14 protein-coding genes and 1 riboswitch are annotated in these 16,125 nt (G+C 30.5%); of the genes, 2 read left to right on the forward strand and 12 right to left on the reverse strand.

The genetic code is table 11. The features are described from left to right. Nucleotides 1–15 precede the first annotated feature (15 nt). Complete coding sequence (locus tag ACWW38_RS04370; RefSeq protein WP_456259590.1) at nucleotides 16–372, reverse strand: DUF2512 family protein; 357 nt, start codon at nucleotides 370–372, stop codon at nucleotides 16–18. A gap of 227 nt (nucleotides 373–599) precedes the next feature. Further along, a riboswitch (cyclic di-AMP (ydaO/yuaA leader) is annotated at nucleotides 600–728 on the forward strand. Nucleotides 729–732: 4 nt separating this feature from the next. Between ACWW38_RS04370 and ACWW38_RS04375 the strand changes: the two genes are divergently transcribed. Then, nucleotides 733–1,587 carry a hypothetical protein gene (locus ACWW38_RS04375; RefSeq protein WP_456259591.1) on the forward strand — a complete coding sequence of 285 codons (855 nt, stop codon included), beginning with the start codon at nucleotides 733–735 and terminating at the stop codon, nucleotides 1,585–1,587. An 83-nt stretch (nucleotides 1,588–1,670) separates the two neighbouring features. On the opposite strand, the gene ACWW38_RS04380 is transcribed toward ACWW38_RS04375, so the two are convergent. Then, on the reverse strand, nucleotides 1,671–4,622 hold the full coding sequence (locus ACWW38_RS04380) for a bifunctional diguanylate cyclase/phosphodiesterase (protein WP_456259592.1): 2,952 nt from the start codon (nucleotides 4,620–4,622) through the stop codon (nucleotides 1,671–1,673). A gap of 655 nt (nucleotides 4,623–5,277) precedes the next feature. On the opposite strand from ACWW38_RS04380, the gene ACWW38_RS04385 reads away from it, so the two are divergent. Further along, nucleotides 5,278–5,466 carry a hydrolase gene (locus ACWW38_RS04385; protein WP_456259593.1) on the forward strand — a complete coding sequence of 63 codons (189 nt, stop codon included), beginning with the start codon at nucleotides 5,278–5,280 and terminating at the stop codon, nucleotides 5,464–5,466. A 169-nt stretch (nucleotides 5,467–5,635) separates the two neighbouring features. Here the strand turns inward: ACWW38_RS04385 and ACWW38_RS04390 are convergent, their stop codons facing one another. From ACWW38_RS04390 to ACWW38_RS04435, 10 genes are all read right to left on the reverse strand, one after another. Next, entirely contained in the window at nucleotides 5,636–5,803 is a 168-nt protein-coding gene (locus ACWW38_RS04390; RefSeq protein ID WP_456259594.1) for a hypothetical protein, read from the reverse strand. 507 nt (nucleotides 5,804–6,310) lie between these two features. Then, entirely contained in the window at nucleotides 6,311–7,084 is a 774-nt protein-coding gene (locus tag ACWW38_RS04395; protein ID WP_456259595.1) for a LytR/AlgR family response regulator transcription factor, read from the reverse strand. Nucleotides 7,085–7,102: 18 nt separating this feature from the next. After that, complete coding sequence (locus ACWW38_RS04400) at nucleotides 7,103–8,566, reverse strand: PAS domain S-box protein (RefSeq protein ID WP_456259596.1); 1,464 nt, start codon at nucleotides 8,564–8,566, stop codon at nucleotides 7,103–7,105. Nucleotides 8,567–8,664: 98 nt separating this feature from the next. Next, nucleotides 8,665–9,486, reverse strand: a complete 822-nt coding sequence (gene rnfB / locus ACWW38_RS04405; protein ID WP_456259597.1) for an RnfABCDGE type electron transport complex subunit B — start codon at nucleotides 9,484–9,486, stop codon at nucleotides 8,665–8,667. Between the two features lie 13 nt (nucleotides 9,487–9,499). Continuing rightward, nucleotides 9,500–10,075, reverse strand: a complete 576-nt coding sequence (locus ACWW38_RS04410) for an electron transport complex protein RnfA (protein ID WP_456259598.1) — start codon at nucleotides 10,073–10,075, stop codon at nucleotides 9,500–9,502. Between the two features lie 30 nt (nucleotides 10,076–10,105). Continuing rightward, nucleotides 10,106–10,711, reverse strand: coding sequence for an electron transport complex subunit RsxE (gene rsxE / locus ACWW38_RS04415; protein ID WP_456259599.1), 606 nt, complete (start codon nucleotides 10,709–10,711; stop codon nucleotides 10,106–10,108). Beyond that, nucleotides 10,711–11,334: an RnfABCDGE type electron transport complex subunit G gene (locus ACWW38_RS04420; RefSeq protein WP_456259600.1), complete on the reverse strand. Its 624-nt coding sequence runs from the start codon at nucleotides 11,332–11,334 to the stop codon at nucleotides 10,711–10,713. Before ACWW38_RS04420 ends, rsxE begins: the two co-directional genes overlap by 1 nt. After that, nucleotides 11,335–12,288 carry an RnfABCDGE type electron transport complex subunit D gene (locus ACWW38_RS04425; protein WP_456259601.1) on the reverse strand — a complete coding sequence of 318 codons (954 nt, stop codon included), beginning with the start codon at nucleotides 12,286–12,288 and terminating at the stop codon, nucleotides 11,335–11,337. It lies immediately after the preceding gene. Between the two features lie 17 nt (nucleotides 12,289–12,305). Beyond that, nucleotides 12,306–13,625: an electron transport complex subunit RsxC gene (rsxC, locus tag ACWW38_RS04430; protein ID WP_456259602.1), complete on the reverse strand. Its 1,320-nt coding sequence runs from the start codon at nucleotides 13,623–13,625 to the stop codon at nucleotides 12,306–12,308. Between the two features lie 868 nt (nucleotides 13,626–14,493). Continuing rightward, the gene (locus tag ACWW38_RS04435; protein ID WP_456259603.1) at nucleotides 14,494–16,089 is read right to left on the reverse strand and encodes an ABC-F family ATP-binding cassette domain-containing protein; all 1,596 of its coding nucleotides are present in this window, start codon (nucleotides 16,087–16,089) and stop codon (nucleotides 14,494–14,496) included. Between the last annotated feature and the right edge of the window lie 36 nt (nucleotides 16,090–16,125).

Genomic DNA, 16,125 nt, shown 5'->3' on the forward strand with positions numbered 1-16,125 from the left:
AGGTTAGTTTGTAGCTTAATCCACTTTACGAAATTTGTCTCTAAATAAGTATACATGAAAAAAGTATTCTCCTATGGCAGTTAATAGTGCTAATATTACTAATGTAAATATTCCAACTTTAAATTCAGTATATAGTAGACCTAAAGTATAAGCTACAACTGCTCCCATAAATCCATCTAAGAGACATGCTGTTATATTTCCATACTGCGGAAGGATATACATATCGCCTAATAAATAGTTAACAATAGTACCTGCAAGGGCAAATATTGAAATCCATCCTACTGTATTACCTTCCATAGTTCCAATAGTAACCCAACCTATAACAAAATATAATAAAAACTTTGATAGAAGAGCTGTTAACGTTCTACCCATTAAAATACCTCCAAATTATTTATTATTAAAATAAATTTTATAGTTTACTACTAGTTTGTCACAATTAATAACTTTCTAAACAACAGAATATAATATAGCTTTGTTCATAGTATAAAATTTGTTCATTTAGAGAAAATAAGGGAGAAATATTTATACTGAGGCTTTCTATGAAAACATTACCTCTATTAATTTAAATATAACTCTTTTATAATAACAAATGAAAACCCTTTAAAAAATTGCCGAATGCAAAGGGGCAGCGGAGGATTATTCATTGGGGTGAATCCTTTATTTACATAGGTAGGGAATCTCTCTTCCCGAACCCGTCAACTAACTTCGTAGGCATTAAGAGAGGTGCTTTACATGAAAAAACTTATATTTAACTACTCTACTATTTTTGTAGCCTTACTTGTTACTTTAATGTTTAATTTTCAAAGTAGATTTAATGATAAAGTAATAGATAAAAAAACTGCTGCCAAAAATACTGTAGTAACTTCTAGTGTTAATAATCTTCCACATTATAGTGATTTAGTATCAGTTAACACTGACGTATCAATTAGTAGTAGTTTTGCTACTAATAATGCTTCAAAGCCAACTTCAAATGAGGCTTCAAAAAACACTACTTTGCAATCACCTTCTAAGAATATTGCAGCATCAAATAGTAGAAACCTTAGATTATCTAGAGGTGGTGCTCCAAAGCAAAGTTCAGCTGCTAAAAATTCTGATAAAAGCCAAAGTACATATTCACATAAAAAAGTTGAATTACTGGATTGGTGGAAAGAAGCTAGAAATGTTTTCTCAGTAGACTCAGTGGCTGAGGTTACAGACATATATTCAGGAAAGACCTTTAAAGTAAAAAGAACCATGGGTACTAATCATGCAGATTCAGAAGCATTGACAATAGAGGATACTAAAATAATTAAAAGCATCTGGGGAGGATTCTCTTGGGAGCGACGTCCAGTTATATTAACTATAGATGGAAGAAAACTTGCTGCCTCTATGAGTGCTATGCCTCATGCCGGTATAGATTCTGCACCAGCTTTTAAGGTTATAAATAATCGTTCTGATGGATATGGTAGAGGAGAAAATCTTGATGTTATTAAGCATAATGGAATGGATGGACATTTTGATATTCATTTTTTAAATAGTACAAGACATAAAGATGGGAAAAAAGACCCTCAACATCAAGAAGCAATTAAAATAGCTGCTGAAAAATAATAGGCTGCATTTTAAAAGATTGTTGATTTCCTATGATGAACTCAACAATCTTTAAAATAGCCTTAATCTACTAATAGGAAGTTTTAAATAACCATTCTTCCACTGCTAATTAGTCTTTCTAAATCATCAGGAGGGACTGGCTTGCTATATAAAAATCCTTGGATCTCATTACATCCATTATTTTTCAAGAAATTTAGCTGTTTTACTGTTTCTACTCCTTCAGCAGTTACATTTAATTCTAAGTTTCTTCCCAGCATAATTATTGTATTTACAATAGCTGTATTTCTTAAATCATCATTTATATCTCTTACAAAAGAAGAATCTATCTTTAAAGTATCAATTTTGAAATTCTTTAAATAATTCAAAGATGAAAATCCAGTTCCAAAATCATCTAGAGATACTTTTACTCCCATGCTTTTTAACTTTTCAAGAGTAATCATAGTAAACTTAATATCTTTTATAATTATTCCTTCAGTAATTTCCAATTCTAGCCACTGAGGATCAAGTTTTGTTTCATCTAATATACTTTTAACTCTATCTACTAAATCCTGTTGAGTAAATTGTAGTGCAGATAAATTTACTGAAACTCTAATAGGTTCATAGCCAGCTTCCTGCCATAATTTATTTTGTTTACAAGCAGTACGCAGTACCCATTCACCAATAGGCACAATAAGCCCCGTTTCCTCCGCTAATGGAATAAATTTAGCAGGTGAGACCATACCCAATTCTGGATTATTCCATCTTATTAAAGCTTCTACAGCTATTATCTTTTCTGTAGCTGCATCAACCCTTGGCTGATAATACACTATAAATTCATTCTGTTCTAACGCTCTGCGAAGATTGCTCTCCATCCTGAATCTCTCTATAGAGGCCGTATCCATTTCTTGGCTATAAAATTGATAATTATTTTTTCCATTTTCTTTAGCACGATACATTGCAGTATCAGCTTTTTTTAGAAGAAGCTCTGCCTCTTCCCCATCTTCTGGATAAACTGCAATACCAATACTTGCGCTTACATTGAATTCTTGTCCATAAAGTACATATGGTTTTTGCAATATAGATAAAATTTTATTTGCTACATCTGTTACTTCATCTATAATTTCAATATTAGATAATAATATTGTAAATTCATCTCCACCTATACGGCATGCCATATCATCTTTTCCTAATATTTTACCTAAACGATTTGAAATTTCTTTTAATAATTTATCTCCTACATCATGTCCAAAAGTATCATTAATGAGCTTAAATCTATCTAAATCTAAAAATAACACTGCTAAAGTTTCTCTATTAATTTTAGCCATTTCTAAGCGGCTATTTAATTCCTTATTGAACTTAACTCTATTTGGAAGCCTTGTAAGAGGATCATGATTAGCCAGATAATTTAACTCTATATTAGCACTTTGTATCTCTTTAAAATTATCATTTAAGATTTCTGATGTAGATTTAAAGTTATCTATAAGAGAGTTTATTTCCTTAATTATAGTTTTAGGCCACTTTATATGTTGCTCATTAAAAATTTTTGAAGGTAAATGAGTGGTAACTTCCGCCAAATGTCTAATTGGACTGGATATTAATCTACAAATTAAAGTTACTATTAGTAGGGTTAATATTATCGATATAAATATGATGCTAAGGCTTTTAATATAACCTTTTTCCAATTCATATTGATAAGGAGCTATTGGAACACCCACTATAAGCTTCCAATTAGCACTATTCTTAATTGGTGTTTCATATACATACATAGCTTTTTCCCATGATCCTGTTAAGGATAATTGTCTCCAAGTTGGCATGTCTACATATATGTCATCTATGCCTTTGTTTGCCTTCTCTATATTTTTTAAATTAAGTTCCTGCATGACCTTAGCATTTTTTTCTGTACTTGAAATTATCCTATTCTTACTGTCTACTATAATGAGTGCTGTATTTTTTAAAATTGTATTAGAATCTGACAATATTTTTGTAAGATAATCTAAATTTAATTCTGCTACAGCTGCTCCAGCGAATTTATCTCCCTTAATTATTGGAACCCCTATAGTTGTAATAGGTTTAATATTTGCTCCTCCCCCAATAAAGACATCTGATATTACGGGCTTTAGAGTGGATTTTAAATCTTTAAAATATTTTCTATCTGAAAAATTTAATCCAATAGTAGATTTTCCTTTTAGATTTATCTTAGGATAAAAGGAAATTGATGTTCCTTGTGAATTAGCTACATAAACTTCATTAAATCCATTAAATACTTCTCCTGTAATCTCCGTATGTTCTTGCAAGTCTTCAGGATATATAATATTTGAAAACAACGCCTCACTTCCTAAGGATGCTAAGGCATCTTTATACTGTTCAATCCATGAATTAATACTTGTAATACTTTTATTAGATTGGGTTTGAGCTTCCATTTTAATATTATCCAAAACCTTAACTAATCTTTCATTACTGCTTATTACACTAATAAACAGATTTGATAACAGCACTGCACCTAAAAATAAGTTAAACAACAATTCATTTACAGGTACCGTGCTTTCCTTTATATTTTTAAAATAATATTTTCTTATAGGAGTATACAACATTATAAGATTTGCACAAAAGGCATTGAATATTCCATTTACTGAATTCTTTATCATTATTAAATATGTCTCTGATAAACCCATCCTTAAAAATTTATAATAAAGTATCCCTGTTAGAGGCATACCTACTAATATCCAATATATAATATCAACTATTATAATATTTTTATTTTCTCTTCTTTTTACAATTTCAATAAATAATATTTCTATAATATAAATGGCAATTGCATAGGGATGATTCCACAATTTATATGTATAACTATATATTAATAAAGCTCCTAATATTCCAAACTTTAATCCATACAGATATACTATTGTAATAGCAAATATTCCACCAAATATAAAATCCACTCCAAAAAATATTTGCACTTTTAAATAGTTCCCTACTAAGCCCAGTATAATAAGCACTATAAATGCAATAATTTTTTTTATCTGATTTGTATATGTTAAGTTTTTAGAAAAAAACATAATTTTATCCTCCGTAAGTTGGACTAAAGCTAATATACTACCAAGAAATTATACCAAATTTAATATAATATCACAATTTATAATGAAAATTTCAGAAAAAACTTTTTATTAAACTTATTATTTTATAAATAAATTACGCATTTATCATAAATATTGTACTCTTTAAAAAATTTTTTATTAATTTATGTTACACTAATTGAATTTTAGCATATAATATGTTATACTACTTTCATGACAAAGGTTAAATATTATTAACATTACTCCTTTTAGTGCAGTATTTACATTTTTCTAAAGGTTAAACATCTCAAAATTACCCTCTTGAGAGAGAGGGTGATACATGGGTGTTCACCTACTAATTTGTTTATGAAAGTTAAAAGTTCTAGATCGTATGACAAAGCTTAGATAGAACCTAAAAATTCATCTAAGCTAAGTTTCAATTTATCTGATGACTACCTCCCATCATAAGAAGGAAACTCCTTCTCGTTCCTCGAATGAGTAAGCGACCATCACCAAATTATAAATTAAGTGATGTCTGCTTAAGTGGGAAATAACGGTTGCTACGTTCCTAGATAAGGGCTTCTAAGCTTCAGTTGGAGAAAAAAACCCCATTTGAAGCAAAGAATCCTCTTTATAATAATTAAAAGAGGTGTTTTAAATGAAAACTGATAAAAATGCAGTCCCTTCAATTGTAAAACAACAAATTATAAATTTAATTAATGATTCTGGCGTTGATGCAAAGACATTTATAAGTGAACTTGCAAGTGAATATAACTTAAAAAATTTTAGTAATAACCATTCAGTAGAAGTTGATTATACTTGCTACTGGGATAGCTTTGTTGATTAACACCGGGTAAAAGCATCTGGAAAACATGGGACGGTTCTCAATTATTGATTGAGAACCGTCCCATGTTTTTGTACTTAATCCTGGCTAATTTATCAAAAGGAAAATGTCGTAAAATAAACAAACCTATAAACTTTTAAGATACTTAGTAACAGATCTTTTGGAACAACTGTTAGGCAAACATAATTTCAATAGAATGTATTCCACTATCCTCTTCGTCAAAATCATCACTATTTTTAATCATGGTGCTTATCATTTCCATTTCATCTTCTTCATTACTGCTCTTTTCATGTAAAAGTATTTCACCATCTTTATACTTTACAATTATTCTTTTTAACATAATAATCCCTACCCCCTAAACATTTTATTTACTTTGGTATTATTATATTTTGAATTGCAGAAAAAGACTAAATTTCAGCAATTTTTAACAGGTTATTCAATTTTTTTACTTTTATTATCTTTACTGTAATTTTAGCAATCTAAATTTAAAAATGCAACTGGCTCTATATAGAATCCAGTCGCATATTATGTATTAAATTCTTTTAATATTATTTAGTTATTTACATTTCATTTAAACTTTTTTACATTTTATTTAAACTTTTTTAGATTCTTTTTAAATGTTTTTCTACTAACTTTTGCTATTAATTGGTCTGTCCACTAATATATAGAGGTTTTAATGACTAACTAGAATTTAATTTAAATATTGATTAAACTGTTGCTTTTTTAGTAATATTTAATCTTAAATGTGGCACTTGTTTTAGATTTAAGGATTATATTATTATTAAACTTGTATCCAAAATCATCCTTATTAAATAATAATTATTGTTGAAACCATTATATCATATCTTTATTGATTTAGTCTAAGTATTTTTTTATTTTTAGATCTTTCTTTAAAAAATTCTTTTTGGCTTCTAGCAATAAGGCATTTATCCCCTGTTATCATTGTAATTTCCTGCTTTTGAATACTTATTTCTTTTATGTATTTTAAATTTACAATATATGATTTATGTGATCTATAAAAAGAGTTAGATAAATTTTTTATACTCCTCTCCATATCTTTCAAGGAGCTATATGTTTCAATTTTTCCCTCTTTCATATGTATTATGAGTTTTGGGCCATAGGATTCTATAAAGATAATGTCGTCGATAACTATGCTATATTCATGATATGCTGATTTAATGCTAATAGAGGTTTCCACTATAGGTCTATCGTAGCTGCATATTCTATCAGAATCCTCCTTTAAAGCCTTTATACATTCTTCTAGATCAAAATAAGTTATTGGCTTTATTAGAAAATCAAAAACTTTTAACTTATATTTAAAAGTAAGCATTGAAAACTGTATATAAGCAGTTAAAAATATTATATAGGCGTAGGGTTCTTTTTGTCTTATGTTGCGAGCAAGTCCAAGTCCATTAATATCTTCATCAAAATTAATATCTAATATATACACATTCATTTCTTTAAAGTGAGTATTTGAATATTCTACTATGTCTTGCGGAGTATTTGTGGTTAGGACTACTTCTCCATCTATATTATTATTTTTAATTATTTTATCTAAGTAGGCTTTAGTTCTCTTTATTATACTTTCTTTATCATCAGCTAAAATAAAATTAATTTTCATTTTTCCTCCAATTTTAAATCATTTTGTTTTAGACTTAATTACAAATATTTCCTGAACAAATGTGTTATGTTGTATAAAAGTATTGTGAAGAACATTCTCATATTTCCCTAGTATTTTATTACTTAATTTTAATCCTAATCCTCTATGCTTTCCTTTCGTTGAATATCCTTGATAAATAGTATTTAAATCAGGTTTTTCCTTAAATGTATTCTCTATAATTAAACTTATTACCTCATTATCTTCCATTATATATACTGAAACTTTTTTATTATCTGCTTTCTCAGCTGCCTCAATAGCATTATCTAAATATATGCCCAATACTTCACATAAGTCAACTTCAGTTATAAAATTGTTTTTTATTTTTATATTATCATCAATTTGAATTCTAAAGTTGATATTTAGTTCTCTTGCTCTTGTTAATTTTACATTTAAAAGAGCTCTAACTGCTGGATTTTTAACCTTTTCAATAAAAAATATGTTTGAATCTTTTAGTAACTCCACTTGCTCTTCTATTTCTTTAAAATAACTTCTAACTCCTTCAATATCATTGCTTTCAATATATCCACCTAAGCCATATAGTATATTCAAGGAATTATGTCTAAACCTTCTTAAATCAAATATCAATTTTTCATTTTCATTTATATACATTTTTAATTGTTTATTAATTTCATTCAATTGTTTAGCATGCCTTTTAGTACTAGATATGTCTCTTGCTACAGTTAAAATCATATCTTTTCTGTTAAACTCTATTGGAAAAAAACCTACTTCCATATATATTATACTACCATTTGGCTTTATAATTTTCTGTTCAAAAAAAGGTATAATCTCCTTATCAATGTAAAGCTTCTTTTCAGCATACTCTTTAAATTTCGGGCACTGTAAATGAATTAGATCTAATAAATTCATTCCAGCAATTTCTTCTGGATCTTCAATTTCTAATAGCTTAACTGCCTCTTTGTTAATAAAATTACACATTCCTTTACAAGTTATAAAAATAGCTTCTGGCAAAAACTGAAATAAATTTTTATAGTTTTCATAGCTTTGCATTAACTTATTTTCAAATTCTTTCTTTTCAGTAATGTTCTGCATATACGCTATAACATGTAATGGTTTACCTTCATTATTTTTAACAAGGACACAATTAACATACATCCATAAATAGCTTCCGTCCTGTTTTTTATACCTTTTCTCCATTTCAATGGCATCTAATTGCCCATTTATTAGCTGATTGAATTTTATTTTACTCTCCTTCAAATCCTCTGGATGTATAAACTCAAAAACCCTTTTTCCTATAATTTCTTTCTCTGTATATCCTAAAATACTAGCAATATTCTTGGGAATTTTAATGATTACACCCTTTAAATTTGAATAACATATCATAACATTTGCATATTTTTCAGCATTTTCTCTCTCTTCTAACCTTGTATTTAACTTATATATCTCATCTATTAACTCTTGCTTTGTCATATCATAGTATTTCACAATCATTTCTCCTCTAGTAAGAAAGATATTCCTATAGAATAAAAAGGATAATATAAACTTTTAAGCTTATATTATCCTAGCAAATTTAAAATTAATTATTAGTTTTCAACCTTAGGTTGTACTGGTTGACGGAAGTTAAGTATTGCTTTAGTAGGACATTTTTTCTCGCAAAGTCCACAGTTTACACACTTTTCATAATCTATTACTGAAAGGTTATTAACCATAGTTATTGCTTCTTTTGGACATGCTTTTACACAAAGAGTACATCCAATACATCCAACTGAGCAAACACCCTTAACGTCTAAGCCTTTTGCTTTAGAATTACATGTTACAAATACTTTTTGTTTTTGTGGTACTAATTCAATGATGCCTTTTGGACATGCTGTTACACAAGCTCCACAAGCAACACAGTTGTCTTTGTTAACTTTAGCAATTCCATCAACTATATCAATAGCATCAAAGTTACATGCCTTAACACAGCTTCCATATCCTAAACAACCAAATTCGCAAGCTTTTGATCCTGTTCCAGGAACGTTCATTGCTTCTTGGCAATCTTTTAATCCATAATATTCATATTTATCTTTAGCTTTTTCACAAGTACCTTGACATTTAACATAAGCCATTTTAGGTTCTGAAGCATCTACTGTAACTCCTAATACTTCACCTATTTTTGCTGCTACTGGTGCTCCACCTATTGGGCAACAGTTTGGTGCAGCTGCCCCACTAGCTACTGCTTCAGCATAAGCGTCACATCCTGCAAATCCGCATCCACCACAGTTTGCGCCTGGAAGACATTCTCTAATTAGAGGAACCTTCTCGTCAACTGGTACTGCGAATTTTTTAGATGCATAACCTAAAACTAATCCGAATAAAAGTCCTAGCCCGCCTAAGCTAAGTACAGGATATAATATCTCTGTCATAATAGTTCCCTCCTTATACTAGGCCTGAGAAGCCAAGGAATGCTATCGCCATTAATCCTGCTGTGATTAATGATGCTGGTAATCCTTTAATTGCTTCTGGCATTTTATCGTTTGCTTCCATTCTTTCTCTTAAACCTGCAAGAATAAATATTGCAAGCATCCAACCAAGACCTGAAGCAACACCAAATATTAGTGATTCAATTAAATTGAATTTTTCATTCATGTTTATGATAACAGCACCAAGGATAGCACAGTTTGTAGTTATAAGTGGTAAGTATATTCCAAGTGCCTTGTAAAGTTCTGGCATTGTCTTTTTAAGAACCATTTCAACAAATTGTACTAATGCCGCTATAACTAAGATAAAAGCTATTGTATACATGTACTCAATTTTTAATGGTACAAGTATTAATTTGTAAACTACATATGAAATAACTGATGCTAGTCCCATAACGAAAGTAACCGCTGCACCCATTCCCTTTGCAGTTTCTGTTTTCTTAGAAACTCCAAGGAAAGCACATATACCTAGGAATCTAGATAATACCATGTTACTTACTAGCAATGCAGATAAAATTAACGTAAATATCTTCATTATCTACTCACCCTTTCTTCTATTTTTATACTATTTAGCTTTCTTTTTATTGATATTTCTTTGGTTGATCAATGCCATCATAATTCCAAGTGTTATGAAAGCTCCTGGGGCAAGTATAAATATTAACGCAGGGTCAACAGCTTTAGGCATAATTTGGAATCCAAAAACTTTACCAGTTCCTAATAATTCTCTTACTATACCTATAATTGTCAATGATAGCGTAAATCCAAGACCTTGTCCTAGTCCGTCAAAAATAGAAGCTATTGGGCCATTTTTAGAAGCGTATGCTTCTGCACGTCCTAATATAACACAGTTAACAACTATAAGTGGTATAAATATACCTAGTGACTTATTTAATGCTGGTACGAAACCTGCTAGCAAGAATTGAAGTAATGTAACGAAACCTGCAATAACAACTATAAATGCTGGTATACGTACTTTATCTGGTATAATTTTTCTAAGTAAAGATATAACTAAGTTAGCTCCCATAAGAACTACTGTTGATGCAAGTCCCATTCCTATACCATTTTGAGCACTTGAAGTTACAGCTAGTGTAGGACACATGGCCAAAACTTGTACAAATATTACGTTTTCAGTAAATATACCATTTTTTAATCTCTCTATTGCAACATTCATTATTTATTACCTCCTTTCAATTCCTTATTGTAGAAAGCTACTGCATCATTTACGCCTTTAGTAACAGCTCTTGATGTAATAGTTGCTCCAGTTATTGCTTGTATTTGATTATCAGCTGATGGAGCAGTTTTTACAACATCTAGTGGTTTAGCAATTGGTTTTCCTTTGTATTGTCCTGAGAATTCTGGACTTGGTGCATTAGCTCCAAGACCTGGAGTTTCACTATGAGAAAGTATTTTAATACCATCAACTTTTCCTTCAGTTGAGATACCAACCATCATTTCAATTAAACCTGCATATCCTTTTGTAGCTACTTTTATAGTATATCCTGCTACTTGGCCACCTTTTTCGCCTTTGTTAACTTCTAAGATAGGTCCTTCTTTAGGAAGTTGAAGTTCTAATTTTTCTCCTGCTTCAGGAATTGTAGCTCCTAACTTCTTAAATCCTTCTGCTGATGGTAAAACCTCTTTCATAGCCTCATTATTTGTTTTTATATTTTGTTGTTTTATTGGTTCTAAGGTAATCTTGTGAGCCCAACCTAATATAAGTGCTGCAATAGCAGTTATTATTAATAATCTAATTCCTAAGCTTATTATCTCTTTGTTGCTAGTTTGGTTTTCCATCTACTTCACCTCCCCAGTTCCAAATACTCTTTGTTTTACATATTTATCTATTAGTGGTACGAATAAGTTCATTATAAGAATTGAGTAAGAACATCCTTCTGGATATCCGCCCCACATACGTATGATCATTGCTAAGGCACCAGCTGCAACAGCAAATATTATTTTACCTTTTGTAGTCATTGGAGATGTTGTGTAATCAGTAGCCATAAATATACCACCTAGCATTACACCACCTACCATGATTTCATATAGCCCAGCCATTGCACCTAAATCTCCTCTTCCCATAATTGTACCAAGTACAAGTATAGTTCCTAAATAGAACACTGGTATATGCCAAGTTATAACTCTTCTATATAAAAGATAAGCAAATCCTATAAGTAAAGCTATTGCTGAAGTTTCACCAATACATCCGCCTACTTGTCCCATAAATGCTTGAGCAAGGCTAGGTAATTGTGCACCAGTAGCTTCTGCTCCCTTTAATATAGCAAGAGGTGTTGCACCTGTTGTTCCATCTACAGGATTTGTCCATGTTGTCATAGCAACTGGATAAGATGCAAGTAAAAACGCTCTTCCTGCTAGTGCAGGGTTAACTATATTTTGTCCAATACCACCAAATAGTGCTTTTACAACTATCATAGTAAATATTGAACCTATTACAACCATCCATACTGGAATTGATGGTGGCACGTTAAATGCAAGTAAAAGACCTGTTACAACTGCACTTAAATCTTTTGTTGTATTAGCTCCTTTTGTTAATTTGCACCATACCCACTCTGAAGCGACACATGATATAACTGCTGTAAGAATTACTAAAACTGCTGGTAATTTAAAGAAATATATTCCCGCTACAGTAGCTGGCAATAACGCAATAATTACATCTCTCATAATTGACTGAACGGAGCTGTTGTCACGTATATGAGGAGATGATGACACTGTATACATTGTTTCAGCCATTGTTATTCACTCCTTATTTATTTTTTTCTTTTATTTGCAAGTACTGTTCTCTTTGAAGTTCTTATAGATTGAATTAAGTGACGTTTTGCTGGACATACAAATGTACAAGAACCACACTCTATACAATCTAATCCATGTTCTTCTTCAAAAGCATCGTACTCATTTCTTCTTCCAAGTGAATCAAGTGCTGATGGTGATAAGAACATTGGGCACGCTTCAACACATCTTCCGCATCTAATACAGCTTGATTCTTCTGGTAGTACTGCTTGTTTTGCAGTTAAGCAAAGTATTCCTGATGATCCTTTCATAACTGGTACATCTAAAGTAGAAATAGCCATACCCATCATTGGTCCACCTGAAATTATCTTAACTGGATCTTCTTTGAATCCACCACAAGCATCAACTAGCTCTTTGAAAGACATACCTAATCTTACTCTTAAGTTCTTTGGTTCCTTAACTGCTTCACCAGTTACAGTAACAACTCTTGATATAGTAGGTCTTCCATTTACAACTGCATTATAAACTTCTCTAACTGTGTTAACGTTTTGAACTATACATCCTGCGTCTGCTGGAAGTTTTCCTGAAGGAACTTCTCTCTTCATTACTGAATAGATTAATTGCTTTTCAGCACCTTGAGGATATTTTGTTTTTAAAGGCGCTACTTGTATATTTGGAATATCTTTTGTAGCTTCTTTAAGAACCTGTATAGCATCTTTTTTATTATCTTCTATTCCAATATATCCCTTCGCTTCTGGGAACATTTTAAGAATAATTTTAAGACCCTCAACGATCATGTTTGTTTCTTCAAGCATTAATCTGTGGTCACATGTTAAATAAGGCTCACATTCTGCACCATTTAATATGATTGCATCAATCTTTTTGTCAGGTGGTGGAGCAAGCTTTACGTTTGTTGGGAAACAAGCTCCTCCCATACCAACTACTCCAGCTTCTTTAACAAGTTCAACGATTTCTTCTTTTGTCATTTCTGTGTAGTTTTTTGGCTTTGGCATGTCGATTTCTTCGTACTGTCCATCATTTTCAACTATTACTGCAAGTGACTTTGTTCCACCTGCTGTAAGCACAGGTTTAACATCTTTAACTGCACCTGATACACTGCTGTGAACATTAGCAGAAATAAAACCACTAGCCTGACCTATCTTTTGTCCTACTAGAACTCTGTCACCTTTTTTAACTAAACATTCAGCAGGTGCCCCTATATGTTGAGACATAGGGAATACTAAAAGTTCCTTTGGCGATAAATCTTCAATAGCTTTATTTTCAGTAAGATATTTCCCATGAGGTGGATGTACTCCTCTTTTGAAAGTTAAAAGTTCCATATGAATCCTCCTATCTTTAATCTAAATATGCACGCTCTATGTGTGCCGTGCAAGCATCAATCTATAGGACATAAATATTCGCTATAAATTTTATATTATAAAACTTAGTTATAATATACTTTCTTTAGTAGAACCCTTAGTTAATATTTAGTCATAAGTCCTTTAATAAAGATTTAATGCTAAATAAAACTTAAAAAACTCAAGATTAACCCATTAATACCATAATTAATAATACATATATAATAAATGCTATATATCTATGCATTATGTATACAATTACATAGATATATTTAGCTAAACCCACAAATATATAATACCATAATCTAAAAATAATTGTGTAATTTTAATCAATCTTTACGACAATTTTTTACGTAAACTGTTAGCACATTTGTATTTAAATTACTATACATTATTTGTCAATTATTATATTATATAGTTTATATAGTTTGAAATATTACTTTAAAAAGTTTTAGTAAATATTTACGCTATTATATAATAACACATTTTGTTAACTTTTGATGAATTGGCGAAAAATTAAAATTAGTCTGTCTTTTTGACTATATTTTTTCTTCTTGCATTATATAAATTAATATTTCATGAATGTAAAATTGCAATTTTTTTAGTTCCAAACTAATTATACAAGTTTATCTCTAAAAATCAACATTGCAATTAGGCAGTTATAAAACCACATTTTATAATCACCCTTGATAGGATTAATATATATCTTGCTCCCTTTCTATAGATACTTTTTATATTGTTTATTAATAAACTGTAAAGTTTTTTTATTCTTGAAGCTTTGTATGCCTAGAATTTTTTATTTATTAATTACCATAAATAAATATTATACCTTTATAAAATTTTCTAACTTCTAGAAGTTTATACCTTTACCAGATAAGTATTCATCATAAGTAGTTTGTTTATCAATTATTCCATCTGGTGTTATTTCGATGATTCTATTTGCTATAGTCTGAACAAATTGGTGGTCATGAGATGTAAATAAAATTGTTCCTGGGAAATTTATAAGTCCATTATTTAATGAAGTTATGGATTCTAAGTCTAAGTGGTTTGTAGGTTCATCTAAAATTAAAACATTAGCCCCACTTAACATCATTTTTGATAGCGTACATCTTACTCTTTCTCCTCCAGATAGTACACTTACCTTTTTAAGTGCTTCTTCTCCTGAGAAAAGCATTCTTCCAAGGAACCCTCTTAAAAAGCTCTCTGATTTTTCTTCTGAAAATTGACGAAGCCAATCAACTAAGTTTAAATCTACATCATTAAAGAACTTAGAATTATCTTTCGGAAAATAAGATTGAGAAGTAGTAACACCCCACTTATATTCTCCGCTATCAGCTTCTATTTCTCCCATCAGAATCTTAAATAATGCTGTTTTTGCTATCTCATTATCTCCAATAAAAGCTATCTTCTCTCCTTTATTGACAATAAAATCTACATTATTAAGAACCTTTTCTCCATCTATTGTTACAGATAATTCTTTTACACTTAATAAGTCCTTACCTGCTTCTCTATCTGGTTTAAAGGCTACATATGGATATTTTCTTGAAGATGGCTTAATATCTTCTAAGGTTAATTTATCCAGCTGCTTCTTACGTGCAGTTGCTTGTTTAGCCTTAGATGCATTAGAACTAAATCTTGCTATGAAGGTTTGTAATTCTTTTATTTTTTCTTCTTTTTTCTTATTTTGGTTTTTAGCCATTTCAAGTGCTAGTTGACTTGATTCATACCAGAAATCATAGTTACCAACATAAAGCTGAATTTTGCCATAGTCTATATCTGCAATATGAGTACAAACTTTATTTAAGAAATGTCTATCATGGGATACAACTATAACTGTGCTTTCAAAATCTAAGAGGAAATTTTCAAGCCAGCTTATTGATTTCAAATCTAAGTGGTTTGTAGGCTCGTCAAGTAATAGTACATCTGGGTGTCCAAATAGTGCTTGTGCTAACAATACTCTTACTTTTTCCATGGCACTTAGATCTTTCATTAACTTGTCATGTAACTCTTCTCCTATTCCAAGTCCTGTTAAAAGTGTAGCTGCTTCTGTTTCTGCATCCCATCCGTTTAGTTCTGAAAACTCACCTTCTAACTCTGCAGCCTTTATTCCATCTTCCTCTGTAAAGTCTTCTTTAGCATATAGCTCATCTTTTTCTTTTATAATTTCATATAGTCTAGTATGCCCCATTATTACTGTTTCCATTACTTTAAATTCATCAAATTGGAAGTGATCTTGTTTTAATACTGTTAACCTTTCTCCTGTTCCAATTATTACTTCCCCAGTATTAGGTTCAATTTCTCCAGAAAGTATCTTTAAAAATGTAGACTTTCCAGCCCCGTTTGCCCCTATAAGTCCATAACAATTTCCAGGGGTAAACTTTATATTAACGTCCTCAAATAGTTTTCGGTCACCATACCTTAAACTAACTCTGCTTGTGCTAATCATATTAACTCTTCCTCCAAACTTTCTTCTATTTATTCA

The sequence above is a fragment of the Clostridium sp. JNZ J1-5 genome (assembly GCF_053901425.1).